Raw genomic sequence first — 14,783 nt, 5'->3', positions numbered from 1 at the left:
GCCTGATCGCCGCCCTGTGCGCGGAATCAGGCCCCGTCGTCGTGGGCCGCGGAGATCCTTCCGCCCGACAGGTGGTCGCGCAGCCGGTCCGGAAAGACCCGCTGGCCCTTGACGAGCCGCTCGGCCGCGACCTCCGGCGCGCACCAGGCGAACCTGTCGATCTCCGGGAACTCCCGTCGTACGCCGGACCCCCGGGGCCACTCCATGCTGAACGTCCCCGGGACCGCCGTGGCCGGGTCGACGTCGGCCTCCACGGCCCACACCGTCACGGTCTTGCCGCCGGCCTGCCGCGATTCGCCCAGCGCGACCCACGGCCCGTCCGGGACGGGGTGCCCGAACTCCTCCTCGAACTCCCGCCGGGCCGCCGCCTCCGCTCCCTCCTCGGGGCCGTACTCCCCCTTGGGGACCGACCACGCAGCGCTCTCCCGCCGCGCCCAGAACGGTCCGCCCATGTGCCCGATGAGGACCTCGAAGCCTGTGCCGAGGCGGCGGAACAAGAGGAGACCGGCGCTGCGTCCGGAGGACGTGTGAGGTGCCATGCCGTCAAGTGTGGGCGGCGGGCCCGCAACCGTACGGACGACAGGCCGCCTACACCTTGCGGTAGTTGTACGCCTCCGAGGCCGCTGCCACCACCGCGTCCAGGTCGCCGCCTGCCGAGGCGGTGACCACCGCGGCCACCGCACCCTCCAGGAAGGGCGCGTCGACCAGGCAGGCCCCGTCCGGGAGCTCGTCGCCCTCGGCCAGCATCGCCTTCACCGTGAGCACGGCGCTGCCCAGGTCGACCAGTACCGCGACCCCCGCACCGCCGTCGACGGACCGGGCCGCCTCCGCGATGAGCTCCGCGCTGGTCCCGAGCCCGCCCGCGGGCGTGCCGCCGGCCGCGGCCACCGGCGCCGTTGCCCCACCGGCCGCGAGCCCTCTCGCCAGCTCGGCGACCGCCCCGGCCACCGGACCGCTGTGCGACACCAGCACGATCCCGACCTGACCGTCCGCGCTCACGCGTCACCTCCGGTCGCACCGGCGGTGTCCGCGAGCGCGGCGATCAGCAGCGCGGCCGACGTCGCCCCGGGATCCTGATGCCCGGTACTCCGTTCACCGAGATAGCTCGCCCGGCCCTTGCGCGCCCGCATGGGGACGGTTGCCAGCGCGCCGGCCCGTGCCGCGTCCCGGCCCGCCTCGAACGACGTCCCGAGCACCTCGACCGCCGGCAGCAGCGCGTCGAGCATCGTCTTGTCGCCGGCCTGCGCACCGCCCAGCTGGGCCACCGCCGTCACGCCTGCCCCGAGCGCCCGGCCCAGTTCCTCGGCGGTGACGGAGGGGGCATCGCCCAGCTCCTTGCCCGCGCGCCGCAGCAGCGTCCCGTACAGCGGCCCCGACGCCCCGCCGACGGTGGAGATCAACTGCCGCCCGGCGAGCGCCAGTACGGCGCCCGGAGTCGCCGGCGGTTCCTTCTCCAGGGCCGCCGCGACAGCGGTGAACCCGCGCTGCAGATTGCTGCCGTGGTCGGCGTCCCCGATCGCTGAGTCGAGTTCTGTCAGATACGCGGCCTCGCGGTCGACCGAGGCAGTGGCCTCGGACATCCAGCGGCGGAAGAAATCGGCGTCGAGCACATGCGCTCCTCGGGTACGTCGGACGGAAGGGCATTGCTGGAGGAACAGGCGGGTCAACGGCCCCATCGCAGCGCGGGTGTCTGCACCGGTGCGTCCCAGAGCCGTGCCAGCTCCTCGTCCACCTGGCAGAGTGTCACCGAGCAGCCGGCCATGTCGAGCGAGGTCACATAGTTCCCCACGAGGGTACGGGCCACCACCACACCGCGCTCCGTCAGCACCCGCTGCACCTCGGCGTTGAATCCGTACAGCTCCAGCAGCGGCGTCGCACCCATCCCGTTGACGAGCGCGATGACCGGCCCGCGCGGCCGCAGGTCCTCCAGCACCGCGTCCACCGCGAAGTCGGCGATCTCCCGTGACGTCATCATCGGGCGCCGCTCCCGGCCGGGTTCGCCGTGGATTCCCACCCCGAGTTCGAGTTCTCCGGGCGGCAGATCGAAGGTGGGGGAGCCCTTGGCCGGAGTGGTCACCGAGGTCAGCGCCACCCCGAAACTCCGCGATGCCTCGTTGACCTGCCGTGCGAGGGCCGCCACCCGGTCCAGTGGCGCGCCCTCCTCCGCCGCCGCCCCGGCGATCTTCTCGACGAACAGGGTCGCTCCCGTGCCCCGCCGCCCTGCTGTGAAGAGGCTGTCGGTCACCGCCACGTCGTCGTCGACGAGCACCTGGGCGACCTGCATCCCTTCCTCGTCGGCGAGTTCGGCGGCCATCTCGAAGTTGAGCACGTCACCGGTGTAGTTCTTCACGACGAACAGCACGCCCGCGCCGCTGTCGACGGCGGCGGCGGCCCGCACCATCTGATCGGGAACGGGCGATGTGAACACCTCACCCGGGCAGGCTGCCGAGAGCATCCCGGGGCCGACGAACCCGGCATGGAGCGGCTCGTGCCCGGACCCGCCGCCGGAGACCAGGGCGACCTGTCCGGCCACGGGGGCGTCGCGGCGTACGACGACACGGTTCTCGACGTCCACGGTCAGTTCGGGATGGGCGGCGGCCATGCCGCGCAGCCCGTCGGCGACCACGGTTTCAGGGACGTTGATCAGCATGCGCAACGGAATCTCCCGGGAAGGCTGTCGACGCTGGACCACCACCGTAGGACGCCGGAAGCCCCGTGCGAAGAACCGCACGTGTCCGCTTGTGCGCAATGTCCCAGGTGCGGCCGGAAAATGAGGGGCCCCTGATCGGCTCGGCGCATACCGTCGGGGACGGACCGGACCGAGGAGGGTGTGCGGTGGGCACAGGCGAAGGGCCGCAGCAGGAGATACCGGCCGCAGCGGGTGAGGCTGTCTTCCCCCCGCTCCGGAGAAACCCCGCCTACCGGGTTTTCCTGGTGATCCAGGCGCTGTCCGCCCTCGGGGACTCCTTCTCGTACGTGGCGATTCCGCTCCTGGTGCTGCACACCACGGGGTCGGTGGTCCAGATGGGGATCGTCACCGGTCTCACGGGAGTCGCGTCGATCGTCACGGGTGTGTTCGCCGGGGTGATCGCGGACCGGTTCGACCGCCGGAGGCTCCTGATGATCAGCGACGGGGCACGTTGTCTGCTCTACGCGATCGTCCCGGTGGCCTGGCTGTTCGCGACACCGATCTGGCTGATCTACCTCATCGTTCCGGTCGCCGGTGTCTTCGCGATGCTCTTTCAGGTCACCTATGTGACCGTGGTCCCGGCCATCGTGGGGCCGGACCTGATCGCGAGAGCCAACGGCCATCTCTTCGCCACCTTCGCCGTCGCCGGAGTCGCCGGCCCCGCACTCGCGGGCTTCGTGGCAGCGGCCGCCGGTCCGGCCGCGGCCATCGGTATCGATGCCCTGACCTTCGCGGTCTCCGCGACCGGAGTGCTGTTCGTCAGGATCCGCACAGCCCCGCGCGCGGAGGCCGACAGGGCCGGCCGCGGCTCGGTGCGGCGGGAGTTCCTGGCAGGTGCGCGCTTTCTGCTGGCCCATCCGGTGCTCCGGCCGCTGACCGTGCTGCTGTCGCTGCTGACCTTCCTCACCTACGGGATGACCGACCTCGTCATCTATCTGCTGAAGCACGATCTCGGCCACCGGGACACCACGGTCGGCTCTGTGCTGGCGGCCGGTACGGTCGGCGCGTTCATCGCCTCAGCCGTGGTCGCCCGGGTCCGTGCGCGGATGGGGTTCGGGGCGAGCTGGATCACGGCGTTCGCGCTCGCCGGGGCGGCCATCGTCTGTATGGGACCGGCGAGGAGTGTGCCGGTGATCGCCGTTCTGATGACGGTCAACGTCATGTGTACCGGTGTGGCGGGCATTTCCTCCATGTCGCTGCGTCAGGAGGTGACCCCGAGCCGGCTGCTGGGGCGGGTCACCTCCACGTTCTGGACCATCCACTCGGCTCTCGGCCCGCTGGGCGCGGCCGCCGCGACCGCGGCAGCGGCCGGATTCGGCGTCACCTCGGTCTTCCTCGTCATCGGTGCCGCCGTGGTGTGCACCGCGCTGGCAGGCACGGTGACCGGGATCGTGCGGTCCTCCCCGGCCGGACGGCCGCCGGGGGACGCCGCGTGACCCGGCGGCGAATCCGCCGCCGCGCGGACGTGCCGCCTCCTCGGCGGCGGGCGCGCGGACTACGCTGTCGGGCGCCGGCCGTGGCGCCCTCTCCTTGCTACGTCTCTTCGCGGACAGGTGATCTGCTTGCTGTACATCGCGTTCCTGCGCGGGATGAACGTCCCGGGCCGCTCGGTGAAGATGGATTATCTGCGCGGTCTGTTCACGGACATGGGGTTCGGCTCCGTACGGAGCTACATCCAGAGCGGCAACGTCTTCTTCGAGTCCGACGAGACGGACCGGGCCGTGCTCGGTGCCCGGATCGGGGAGCACCTCGAACGGGAACTCGGCTACGAGGTCGCGGTGTGTCTGCGTACGGTGCCGGAACTGGAAGCGCTGATCGCGCTCGACCCGTTCAAGGACGTCACCGTCACCGACGATCTCCGCTGTTGCGTGGTGTTCACGACCGAGCGCGTCGACCCGAAGCTCTCGCTGCCGATGCTCTCTCCGAAGGAGGACATGGAGATCATCGGCACCACCGGGTACGACGCCTTCGTCGTCTGGTACCTGGTCAACGGCAAGGCGCCCGCTGCCAAGGGCTTCCAGGAACGCGTCCTGGGCCACGACGCGACGACGCGCTTCTTCCACACCGTGGTGAAGATCCTTGCCGCGGCCAAGAAGGGGGCGGCCTGAGGGAGCGGCCGCCGGGCGTCCCGAGCGGAGGCGGACGTCTCCGCTCGGGCGGGGGTCATGTGCACGGTTCAGGTGCGGTCGATGTGCACGCTGGTCGACTTCACGCGGGCGGTCGCCGTCATACCGACCTCCAGCCCGAGCTCCTCGACGGCCTCCCGGGTCAGCAGTGACACGAGCCGGTGGGGACCGGCCTGGATCTCCACCTGCGCCGCCACGTCCCCGAGCTTCACCGCGGTGACAATGCCCGGAAAGGCGTTGCGCGCGGAGGTGTAGGAGGCCTCCTCCTCACCCGTGCCGTTCTGTGCGACCTCGACGGAGAACGCGGCCAGGTCGCGGCCGTCGATGAGGCGGCGACCGCTCTCCTCGCGCCGGGTGGCGACGCGGCCGGCGTCCGCCCAGCGTCGTGCGGTGTCCGGGCTGACGCCCAGCAGGCGGGCGGCCTGCCCGATGGTGTAAGACTGCATATTCGAGACTCTAGAGCAAAAAACCTTGTAGATGCAAGGTTTATACACCGAAGGCTTACAAAGTGCGGTTTCTTCACCCGCCAGTGGGCCGGGTGGCCCTGCCGGGATGAGGAATCGGGGTGCGCGACCTAGGGTGCGAGCCATGGCAGAGAGCGCGGGGTACCGGGGTTCTTCGGGACGGGATGCGGGCTCCGCAGCCGCGCCGGACGCCCCCGATCCCCGGCGGTGGCGGGCGCTCGCGGTCTGCCTGGTCGCGGGCTTCATGACCCTGCTGGACGTGTCGATCGTCAATGTCGCGCTGCCGTCCATCCGGGAAGGGCTGCACACCCCGGAGTCCGATCTGCAGTGGGTGCTCTCGGGATACTCGCTCGCCTTCGGCCTCTTCCTGATTCCCGCCGGGCGCCTCGGTGACGCCCGCGGCCGCCGCGAGGTCTTCATGACCGGGCTCGTGCTCTTCACCCTGTCGTCCGCGGCCTGCGGCGCCGCCCAGTCCAGCACCTGGCTGGTGATCGCCCGACTGGTCCAGGGGCTGGCCGGCGGTCTGGTGTCGCCGCAGATCTCCGCCCTCATCCAGCAGATGTTCTCGGGGCGTGAGCGGGGCCGGGCGTTCGGCATGTTCGGCACGGTGGTCGGCATCTCCACCGCCGTCGGGCCGCTGCTGGGCGGACTGCTCATCCAGGCGGCCGGGGCCGAAGAGGGCTGGCGCTGGGTGTTCTACGTCAACCTTCCGCTCGGGCTCGTCTGCCTGCTGCTGGCGCGACGGCTGCTGCCGGACACTCCCTCCGCCGGCCCGGTGCGGCTGCGGGACCTCGATCCGATCGGGATTCTGCTGCTGGGCGCGGGGGTACTGGCGCTGCTGCTCCCGTTCGTCCAGGCTCATCAGTGGCGGGGTGACGGGAAATGGCTGTTTCTGGTGGCTGCCGCGGTACTGCTCGCCGCGTTCGTCGGCTGGGAGTCCCGGTGCGGGCGCCGAGGCACTCAGCCGGTCGTCGACCTCCGGCTCTTCCGGGTCCGCTCCTACTGGCTGGGCTGTCTGCTGATCCTGCTGTACTTCGCCGGATTCACCTCGATCTTCTTCATCACCACGCTCTACCTGCAGAGCGGACTGCATTACACCGCCTTGCAGGCGGGCCTGACGATCACCCCGTTCGCCCTGGGCTCGGCCGTCGCCGCGGGCCCCGGCGGCCGGCTGGTCGGCCGGTACGGGCGCCCCCTCGTGGTCGTGGGCATGACCACTGTCGCGGTAGGGCTGGCAGCCACCGCGCTCGCCGTCCACCTGGTACCGGGCAGGGGCGCGGGTTGGGCGATGGCCGCCCCGCTGCTGCTGGCCGGACTGGGCAGTGGCCTGGTCATCGCGCCCAACCAGACCCTGACCCTGTCGCAGGTCCCCGTGGCCACGGCGGGAAGCGCGGGCGGCACCCTGCAGACCGGCCAGCGCGTCGGCTCCGCGATCGGGATCGCCGCCGTGGGATCGGTGTTCTTCGCCCAGGTGGGCTCCGCCGCCTGGTCCACCGCCTATGACCACGGGCTCATCGTCTCCGTCGCCTTCGTGATCGCCGGAATCGTCGTGGCGCTGGCCGACGTGGGCGGAGCCCGGCGAGGCAGAAGCAGCCGTACACCGCGGTCCGCCGCCTCCCCGGCCGACCCTTGAGGAGACACGATGAACGACCCCGACGGCGCCGCACAGGACGGCAACAGCGCGTACGGACACAAACCCTTCAAGCGTTCCCGGAGCCATTTCGCCGACCGCGTCACCGCCGACGGCCGTGACGGCTGGCCCGTCGAAGCCGGCCGCTACCGCCTTGTCGTCAGCCGTGCCTGCCCCTGGGCGAGCCGGGCCCTGGTCTCCCGCAGACTGCTGGGCCTGGAGAGCGCCCTCTCGCTCGCCGTCGCCGACCCCTTGCAGGACGACCGCAGCTGGCGCTTCACCCTGGACCCGGACGGCCGGGACCCGGTGCTCGGCATCCGCTATCTCGGCGAGGCGTACGACGCCAGGGAGCGCGGTTACCACGGCGGCGTCAGCGTCCCCGCGATCGTCGACGTACCCAGCGGCAGGCTTGTCACCAACGACTTCCAGCGGATCACCCTGGACTTCGCCACCGAATGGGCCGCGCTGCACCGCCCCGGGGCACCCGACCTCTACCCCGAGCCGTTGCGCGAGGAGATCGACGAGGTGATGGACGGGATCTACCGCGACGTCAACAACGGGGTGTACCGGGCCGGATTCGCGGACAGCCAGAGCACGTACGAGAACGCCTACGAGGCGCTGTTCCGCCGCCTGGACCAGGTGGCGGACCGGCTGGCTGACCGGCGATACCTCGTCGGCGACACGATCACCGAGGCCGACATCCGCCTCTTCACCACGCTGGTGCGCTTCGACTCCGTCTACCACGGCCACTTCAAGTGCAACCGCTCGAAACTGGCCGAGGATCCCGTCCTGTGGGCGTACACCAGGGACCTCTACCAGACGCCCGGATTCGGGGACACCGTCGACTTCCACCACATCAAGCAGCACTACTACCGGGTCCACACCGGCATCAACCCCACCGGCATCGTGCCCGTCGGGCCCGCTCTGTCGGGGTTCCTGGCCCCGCACCACCGCGAGCGGCTCGGCGGCCGACCGTTCGGCGACGGCACCCCTCCCGGTCCCGTGCCGGCGGGCGAAGAGGTCCCCCCGCGGCACCGGCCCTGAGCGGCCCTACTCCGTCTCGTCCAGGCGGTCGGCGTAGTACTCGATCGCCGGACGGTACGCCCGGACCTGCGGATCCTCGCTGGTCGCGGCCGCCACCAGGAGCAGTGTCCGTACGGCCTCGCGGGACTCGCCCAGGTTGTACAGCGTCATGGCCAGGAACGTCCGCAGGGAGGCGTCCTGCGTGAACTCCTCCAGCCCCCGGCCGAGGACCTCGCGCGCCTCCTCGTAGCGGCCCAGTACCCGCAGCGTGCTGCCGAGGCCGAGGAAGGCTCCGTGACGGTCCTGTTCCGCAAGCCCGGTTCCGTTCAGGGCGCGCTCGTAGAAGGGCACGGCCTGAGCCTCGAACCCGAGGGAATCGTGTGACCAGGCGGCCTGATAGGCGATGGCGGCATCGTGGGGACGGCGCGCCGCCAGGCTCACCAGTTCCTCGTGCGCCCGCGGCGTCTTCTCCCGGCGCAGGCGCACCGCCTCTGCCAGTGCCGCGTCCGCCGTCTCGTGCTCGCTGTCGGTGCTCATGCTCCCGCACGCTGCCAGTTCGGCGGACACAGCGCAAAACCGGGTGGGGGCAGGGCACTGTCGAGACACGGGCGATCACGAGATATCTTGATGTCAAGCAATGTTGCAGACATGGAGCGGAGCACAGGGTGACTGACTCGACCATCATCTATACCCACACCGACGAGGCCCCGGCCCTGGCGACGTACTCGTTCCTGCCCGTGGTCGAGGCCTATGCCTCGAAGGCCGGGGTCACCGTGGAGAGCCGTGACATCTCCCTGGCGGGCCGGATCATCGCCAGCTTCCCCGACCGCCTCCAGGAGAACCAGCGCATCGACGACGCTCTCGCGGAGCTGGGCGCGCTGGCCACCACCCCGGGTGCCAACATCATCAAGCTGCCGAACATCTCGGCCTCGATCCCGCAGCTGAAGGCCGCGATCGCCGAGCTCCAGGAGCAGGGCTACGCGCTTCCGGACTACCCGGACGACCCGCAGAGCGACGAGGACAAGGATGTCCGCGCGCGCTACGACAAGGTCAAGGGCAGCGCCGTCAACCCCGTCCTGCGTGAGGGCAACTCCGACCGCCGGGCCCCCGCGTCGGTCAAGAACTACGCCAAGACCCACCCCCACCGCATGGGTGCCTGGACGGCCGACTCGAAGACGAACGTCGCCACCATGGGCGTCGACGACTTCCGCTCGACAGAGAAGTCCGCCGTGATCGCCGAGCCCGGCTCGCTGCGCATCGATCTGGTGGGCGACGACGGCACGACCACGGTGCTGCGCGAGTCCGTACCCGTGCTGGCCGGCGAGGTCGTGGACGCCGCCGTCATGCGCGTCGCCGCGCTGCGCGAGTTCTTCACCGCGCAGATCGCCCGTGCCAAGTCCGAGGACGTCCTGTTCTCCGTGCACCTCAAGGCCACGATGATGAAGGTCTCCGACCCGATCATCTTCGGCCACGTAGTCCGTGCCTTCTTCCCGAACACCTTCGCCAAGTACGGCGACGTCCTGGCCGCCGCGGGGCTGACCCCGAACGACGGCCTCGGCGGGATCCTCAAGGGCCTCGACTCGGTGCCGCACGTCGGCGCCGAGATCAAGGAGTCCTTCGAGGCCGAGCTCGCCGAGGGCCCCGCCCTGGCGATGGTCGACTCCGACAAGGGCATCACCAACCTCCACGTCCCCAGCGACGTCATCGTCGACGCCTCCATGCCGGCCATGATCCGCACCTCCGGCCACATGTGGGGCCCGGACGGCCAGGAGGCCGACACCATCGCTGTCCTGCCGGACAGCAGCTACGCCGGTGTCTACCAGGTCGTGATCGACGACTGCCGTGCCCACGGCGCCTTCGACCCGGCCACCATGGGCTCGGTGCCCAACGTCGGTCTGATGGCGCAGAAGGCCGAGGAGTACGGCAGCCACGACAAGACCTTCGAGATCCCCGCCACGGGCACCGTGCGCGTCGTCGACGCCGCGGGCAACGCCGTGCTGGAGCAGACCGTGGGCGCCGGTGACATCTTCCGGATGTGCCAGACCAAGGACCTGCCGATCCAGGACTGGGTCAAGCTCGCCGTCACCCGCGCCCGCGCGACCGGCAACCCGGCCGTGTTCTGGCTCGACGAGACCCGCGCCCACGACGCGCAGCTCATCGCCAAGGTCAAGACCTACCTGGCCGACCACGACACCGACGGTCTCCAGATCGAGATCCTGACGCCGGAGAAGGCCACCGCCTTCTCGCTGGAGCGCATCCGCCGCGGTGAGGACACCATCTCGGTGACCGGCAACGTGCTGCGTGACTACCTCACCGACCTGTTCCCGATCCTGGAACTCGGCACCAGCGCGAAGATGCTCTCCGTCGTGCCGCTGATGAACGGTGGCGGTCTGTTCGAGACGGGCGCCGGCGGCTCCGCGCCCAAGCACGTCCAGCAGCTCGTCAAGGAGGACTACCTCCGCTGGGACAGCCTGGGCGAGTTCCTCGCCCTCGCGGTCAGCTTCGAGCACCTCGCGCAGACCACGGACAACGCGCGCGCCCAGGTCCTCGCCGACACCCTGGACCGTGCGACCGCCACGTTCCTCAACGAGGACAAGTCCCCGAGCCGCCGCCTCGGCGGTATCGACAACCGCGGCAGCCACTTCTACCTGTCCCTGTACTGGGCGCAGGAGCTGGCGCGGCAGACCGCCGACGCCGAGCTCGCCGCGGCGTTCGCCCCGCTCGCCGAGACGCTGGCCGAGCAGGAGCAGACCATCGTGGGCGAACTGGCCGCGGTCCAGGGCAAGCCGGCCGACATCGGCGGCTACTACCAGCCCGACCCGGCCAAGGCCGCCGCCGTGATGCGTCCGTCGGCCACGTTCAACCAGGCGATCGCGAGCCTCGCCTGAGGTGAGAAGGGCGGACGGGGCGGGTGGTCCGCACCGCTGCCCCGTCCGAACGCCCTGTCACAGCTCCGCCCCGGCCGGTCGTCCACCGAGCCGGGGCGGAGCTGTTTTCAGCGCCGTTCCCACGCTGCCGAGTTGGCCCGGCCGCCGGTGGACCGGGGGACGCCCTGACGAGTGAAAGTGGCGCCGTGGCGGGCGCCGGGCCGCCTTCGGCGGGCCCGTGGCTGGTTTGCTGCAACCGGAAACACGCGCGACGCGCGGGGAGGGCCGTTCGGCCGACCCGCTGGAAGCGGCGTCACACCGGGTGCGCAGCCCACCCGCGGAAGACAACCGAAGGAGCGTCCCAGTGACGACGACGGGCACAGCAGAGCCGACGGACGAAGAGGAGTCGTACGCCAACGAGCTTCCGGTACGCAGCAAGGAACCGGGGAACGCCGTCGTCACATGGCTGACCACCACCGACCACAAGACGATCGGCTCGCTGTACCTGGTCACCTCGTTCGCGTTCTTCCTCATCGGCGGTCTGCTCGCACTCGTCATGCGCGCCGAGCTGGCCCGCCCGGGCACCCAGCTCGTGTCGAACGAGCAGTTCAACCAGGCGTTCACGATCCACGGCACGATCATGCTGCTGATGTTCGCGACGCCGCTGTTCGCGGGCTTCACCAACTGGATCATGCCGCTGCAGATCGGTGCGCCCGACGTGGCGTTCCCGCGCCTGAACATGTTCGCGTACTGGCTGTACCTCTTCGGCTCGGTCCTCGCGGTGGCCGGCTTCCTCACCCCGAACGGCGCGGCCGACTTCGGCTGGTTCGCCTACTCCCCGCTGACGGACGCCGTCCACTCGCCGGGGATCGGCGGAGACATGTGGATCATGGGCCTGGCCTTCTCCGGCTTCGGCACGATCCTCGGCTCGGTCAACTTCATCACCACGATCATCTGCATGCGCGCACCCGGCATGACGATGTTCCGCATGCCGATCTTCGTCTGGAACGTCCTGCTGACCGCCGTCCTGGTCCTGATGGCCTTCCCGGTGCTCGCCGCGGCGCTGCTGGCGCTGGAGGCGGACCGCAAGTTCGGTGCGCAGGTCTTCGCCGCGTCCAACGGCGGCGCGCTGCTCTGGCAGCACCTCTTCTGGTTCTTCGGCCATCCGGAGGTGTACATCATCGCGCTGCCGTTCTTCGGGATCGTCAGCGAGATCATCCCCGTCTTCAGCCGCAAACCCGTCTTCGGCTACATCGGCCTGATCGGTGCGACGATCGCCATCGCCGGCCTTTCGATCACCGTGTGGGCCCACCACATGTTCGTCACCGGCGCGGTACTGCTGCCGTTCTTCTCCTTCATGACGTTCCTCATCGCGGTGCCCACCGGGGTGAAGTTCTTCAACTGGATCGGCACGATGTGGAAGGGCTCGCTCTCCTTCGAGACACCGATGCTCTGGTCCATCGGCTTTCTCGTCACGTTCCTCTTCGGCGGCCTGACCGGCGTCATCCTGGCCTCGCCGCCGATGGACTTCCATGTCTCCGACTCGTACTTCGTGGTCGCGCACTTCCACTACGTCGTCTTCGGCACCGTGGTGTTCGCCATGTTCGCCGGATTCCACTTCTGGTGGCCGAAGTTCACCGGCAAGATGCTGGACGAGCGGCTCGGCAAGATCACCTTCTGGACGCTGTTCGTCGGCTTCCACGGCACGTTCCTGGTGCAGCACTGGCTGGGGGCCGAGGGGATGCCACGCCGTTACGCGGACTACCTCGCGAGCGACGGATTCACCGCGCTCAACACGATCTCGACGATCTCCTCGTTCCTGCTCGGACTCTCGATGCTGCCCTTCCTCTACAACGTGTGGAAGACCGCCAAGTACGGCAAGAAGATCGAGGTCGACGACCCGTGGGGCTACGGCCGTTCGCTGGAGTGGGCCACCTCCTGCCCGCCGCCGCGGCACAACTTCCTCACGCTGCCCCGGATCCGTTCCGAATCCCCGGCGTTCGACCTGCACCACCCCTCCGTACGCGAGCTCGACGAGGCAGTCAACCGGGGCGACCGCTCCGCGACGGTGGCGCCGGGGGACAGGCAGGCGTGAGCACGATCGCCGGGGAAGAGGAGAGACGCATGGGTCCCGATCCCGAGAAGGACAGCGCCCGGGGCCTGGCCCGGATGGAGGGCTATCTGCTGTGGAACGCCGAGGTCGAGGAGGCGCGCCGGCGCGCCCGTCGCTTCACGGACGAGCTGCCGTGGCTGACGACGGCCCAGCGCGAGGCCGTGGAGCGGGTCTACACGGCCGACCGGGCCGCCGCCTCGCGGGCGATGCTCGTACGTGTCTCCGCGCGCGCCGCCGAACTGCGCGGGGAGTACAGCGAGCGCTATGAGCGGCTGAGGACACGGTGTGTCGCCGCGGCGGTGGTCTGCGCGGGCGCGGCGGGTGGGGCCTGCACAGCCGTGACGTACCTGGCCAGATAGCCCGCCGAGGTCGTCCGTTCTGCCGTCCCAGCAGGCGGACTCGCGCCCGTCTCGTGAAGATGAGAAGTGACGGGCGCGTGTGACGGGGCAGGCGAACGGTCGACCGTGCAGACCCCGAGAAGGGACGAACACTGTGGCACGACCCAGGATTCTCGTTGTCGGAGCCGGTTTTGCCGGGGTCGAGTGCGTACGCCGTCTGGAGCGCGGGCTCCGCCCGGGCGAAGCGGACATCGCGCTCGTGGCGCCGTTCTCGTACCAGCTCTATCTGCCCCTGCTGCCGCAGGTCGCCTCCGGTGTCCTCACTCCGCAGTCCGTCGCGGTGTCACTGCGACGGAGCAGCCGGCACCGGACCCGCATCATTCCCGGCGGGGCCATCGGACTGGATCCCAAGGCGAAGGTCTGCGTCATCCGCAAGATCACGGACGAGGTGGTCTACGAGCCGTACGACTACGTCGTGCTCAGTCCGGGCAGTGTCACCCGCACGTTCGACATCCCCGGACTGCTCGACAATGCCCGTGGCATGAAGACGCTTGCCGAGGCGGCCTACGTACGCGACCACGTGATCGCGCAGCTCGACCTCGCGGACGCCAGCGGCGACGAGCAGGAGCGGGCCTCCCGGCTGCAGTTCGTGGTGGTCGGCGGGGGATACGCGGGAACCGAGACGGCGGCTTGTCTGCAACGCCTCACCAGCAACGCGGTCAAGCACTATCCGAGGCTCGATCCGAAGCTGATCAAGTGGCATCTGATCGACATCGCTCCGAAACTGATGCCCGAACTGGGCGACAAGCTCGGCGAGAGCGCGCTGAAGGTCCTGCGCGAACGCGGCATCGAGGTGTCGCTCGGTGTCTCCGTCGCCGAGGCGGGCCCCGACAAGGTGACGTTCACCGACGGCCGGGTACTGCCCTGCCGCACGCTGATCTGGACGGCCGGTGTCACCGCGAGCCCGCTCGTCGCCACCTTCGACGCGGAGACGGTACGCGGCAGGCTGGCGGTGACCCCCGAGATGTCCCTGCCCGGCTACGACGGTGTGTTCGCACTGGGCGATGTGGCGGCCGTGCCGGACCTGGTCAAGGGCGACGGCGCGGTCTGCCCCCCGACGGCCCAGCACGCGATGCGCCAGGGCCGTCTGCTCGCCGGCAACCTGCTGGCGACACTCCGGCATCAGCCGCTGCGGCCGTACGTCCACAAGGACCTCGGGCTCGTCGTGGACCTCGGCGGCAAGGACGCCGTCTCCAAGCCCCTCGGCGTCGAGATGCACGGGATCACGGCCCAGGCCGTGGCCCGCGGCTACCACTGGTCGGCGCTGCGGACCGGTGTGGCCAAGGCCCGCGTCATGACCAACTGGCTGATCAACGCGGCGGCGGGCGACGACTTCGTCCGTACCGGATTCCAGTCCCGGAAGCCCGCGAAACTGCGGGACTTCGAGTACACGGACAGCTATCTGACCCCTGAGCAGGTGCGTGAGCACACCGCGTCCCTGAACGCCGGGATGAAGTGACCGGTCACCCGGGC

General features: G+C 70.0%; 14 protein-coding genes. 8 read left to right on the top strand and 6 right to left on the bottom strand.

The genetic code is table 11. The features are described 5' to 3' along the window. Window positions 1-26: 26 nt before the first annotated feature. The 4 genes from ACZ4LX_RS06835 to dhaK are packed head-to-tail and all read right to left on the bottom strand — an operon-like array spanning window position 27 to window position 2,650. Window positions 27-539, bottom strand: a complete 513-nt coding sequence (locus ACZ4LX_RS06835; protein ID WP_467638731.1) for an NUDIX hydrolase — start codon at window positions 537-539, stop codon at window positions 27-29. 49 nt (window positions 540-588) lie between these two features. Next, entirely contained in the window at window positions 589-999 is a 411-nt protein-coding gene (locus ACZ4LX_RS06830) for a PTS-dependent dihydroxyacetone kinase phosphotransferase subunit DhaM (protein WP_467638733.1), read from the bottom strand. Continuing rightward, window positions 996-1,610 (bottom strand): dihydroxyacetone kinase subunit DhaL, encoded by a 615-nt coding sequence (gene dhaL / locus ACZ4LX_RS06825; RefSeq protein WP_467638736.1) that lies wholly within the window; start codon window positions 1,608-1,610, stop codon window positions 996-998. The genes ACZ4LX_RS06830 and dhaL overlap by 4 nt, the downstream gene beginning before the upstream one ends. A gap of 53 nt (window positions 1,611-1,663) precedes the next feature. Continuing rightward, window positions 1,664-2,650: a dihydroxyacetone kinase subunit DhaK gene (gene dhaK / locus ACZ4LX_RS06820; protein ID WP_467638739.1), complete on the bottom strand. Its 987-nt coding sequence runs from the start codon at window positions 2,648-2,650 to the stop codon at window positions 1,664-1,666. A gap of 185 nt (window positions 2,651-2,835) precedes the next feature. Here dhaK and ACZ4LX_RS06815 point away from each other — a divergent pair, with 185 nt between their 5' ends. Next, the gene (locus ACZ4LX_RS06815) at window positions 2,836-4,125 is read left to right on the top strand and encodes an MFS transporter (RefSeq protein WP_467638742.1); all 1,290 of its coding nucleotides are present in this window, start codon (window positions 2,836-2,838) and stop codon (window positions 4,123-4,125) included. 126 nt (window positions 4,126-4,251) lie between these two features. Beyond that, window positions 4,252-4,797 (top strand): DUF1697 domain-containing protein, encoded by a 546-nt coding sequence (locus ACZ4LX_RS06810; RefSeq protein ID WP_467721111.1) that lies wholly within the window; start codon window positions 4,252-4,254, stop codon window positions 4,795-4,797. 68 nt (window positions 4,798-4,865) lie between these two features. Here the strand turns inward: ACZ4LX_RS06810 and ACZ4LX_RS06805 are convergent, their stop codons facing one another. Next, window positions 4,866-5,261 carry a TOBE domain-containing protein gene (locus ACZ4LX_RS06805; protein WP_467638748.1) on the bottom strand — a complete coding sequence of 132 codons (396 nt, stop codon included), beginning with the start codon at window positions 5,259-5,261 and terminating at the stop codon, window positions 4,866-4,868. Between the two features lie 142 nt (window positions 5,262-5,403). Between ACZ4LX_RS06805 and ACZ4LX_RS06800 the strand changes: the two genes are divergently transcribed. After that, window positions 5,404-6,912, top strand: coding sequence for an MFS transporter (locus ACZ4LX_RS06800; RefSeq protein ID WP_467638751.1), 1,509 nt, complete (start codon window positions 5,404-5,406; stop codon window positions 6,910-6,912). A gap of 9 nt (window positions 6,913-6,921) precedes the next feature. Continuing rightward, a complete protein-coding gene (locus tag ACZ4LX_RS06795; RefSeq protein ID WP_467638754.1) occupies window positions 6,922-7,953 on the top strand; it encodes a glutathione S-transferase family protein in 1,032 nt (343 codons plus the stop codon). A 6-nt stretch (window positions 7,954-7,959) separates the two neighbouring features. Here the strand turns inward: ACZ4LX_RS06795 and ACZ4LX_RS06790 are convergent, their stop codons facing one another. After that, entirely contained in the window at window positions 7,960-8,469 is a 510-nt protein-coding gene (locus ACZ4LX_RS06790) for a tetratricopeptide repeat protein (protein ID WP_467638757.1), read from the bottom strand. A gap of 128 nt (window positions 8,470-8,597) precedes the next feature. Here ACZ4LX_RS06790 and ACZ4LX_RS06785 point away from each other — a divergent pair, with 128 nt between their 5' ends. From ACZ4LX_RS06785 to ACZ4LX_RS06770, 4 genes are all read left to right on the top strand, one after another. Continuing rightward, on the top strand, window positions 8,598-10,820 hold the full coding sequence (locus ACZ4LX_RS06785; protein ID WP_467638760.1) for an NADP-dependent isocitrate dehydrogenase: 2,223 nt from the start codon (window positions 8,598-8,600) through the stop codon (window positions 10,818-10,820). A gap of 343 nt (window positions 10,821-11,163) precedes the next feature. Beyond that, on the top strand, window positions 11,164-12,894 hold the full coding sequence (ctaD, locus tag ACZ4LX_RS06780; RefSeq protein WP_467638763.1) for an aa3-type cytochrome oxidase subunit I: 1,731 nt from the start codon (window positions 11,164-11,166) through the stop codon (window positions 12,892-12,894). A gap of 29 nt (window positions 12,895-12,923) precedes the next feature. Next, a complete protein-coding gene (locus ACZ4LX_RS06775) occupies window positions 12,924-13,271 on the top strand; it encodes a hypothetical protein (protein ID WP_467638766.1) in 348 nt (115 codons plus the stop codon). Window positions 13,272-13,404: 133 nt separating this feature from the next. Then, window positions 13,405-14,769, top strand: a complete 1,365-nt coding sequence (locus tag ACZ4LX_RS06770) for an NAD(P)/FAD-dependent oxidoreductase (protein WP_467638769.1) — start codon at window positions 13,405-13,407, stop codon at window positions 14,767-14,769. Window positions 14,770-14,783: the final 14 nt, after the last annotated feature.

Source organism: Streptomyces sp. NPDC026062, from assembly GCF_055568375.1.
The sequence above is the reverse complement of the archived record's forward strand: the minus strand, read 5'-3'. Positions and strand labels throughout refer to the sequence as shown.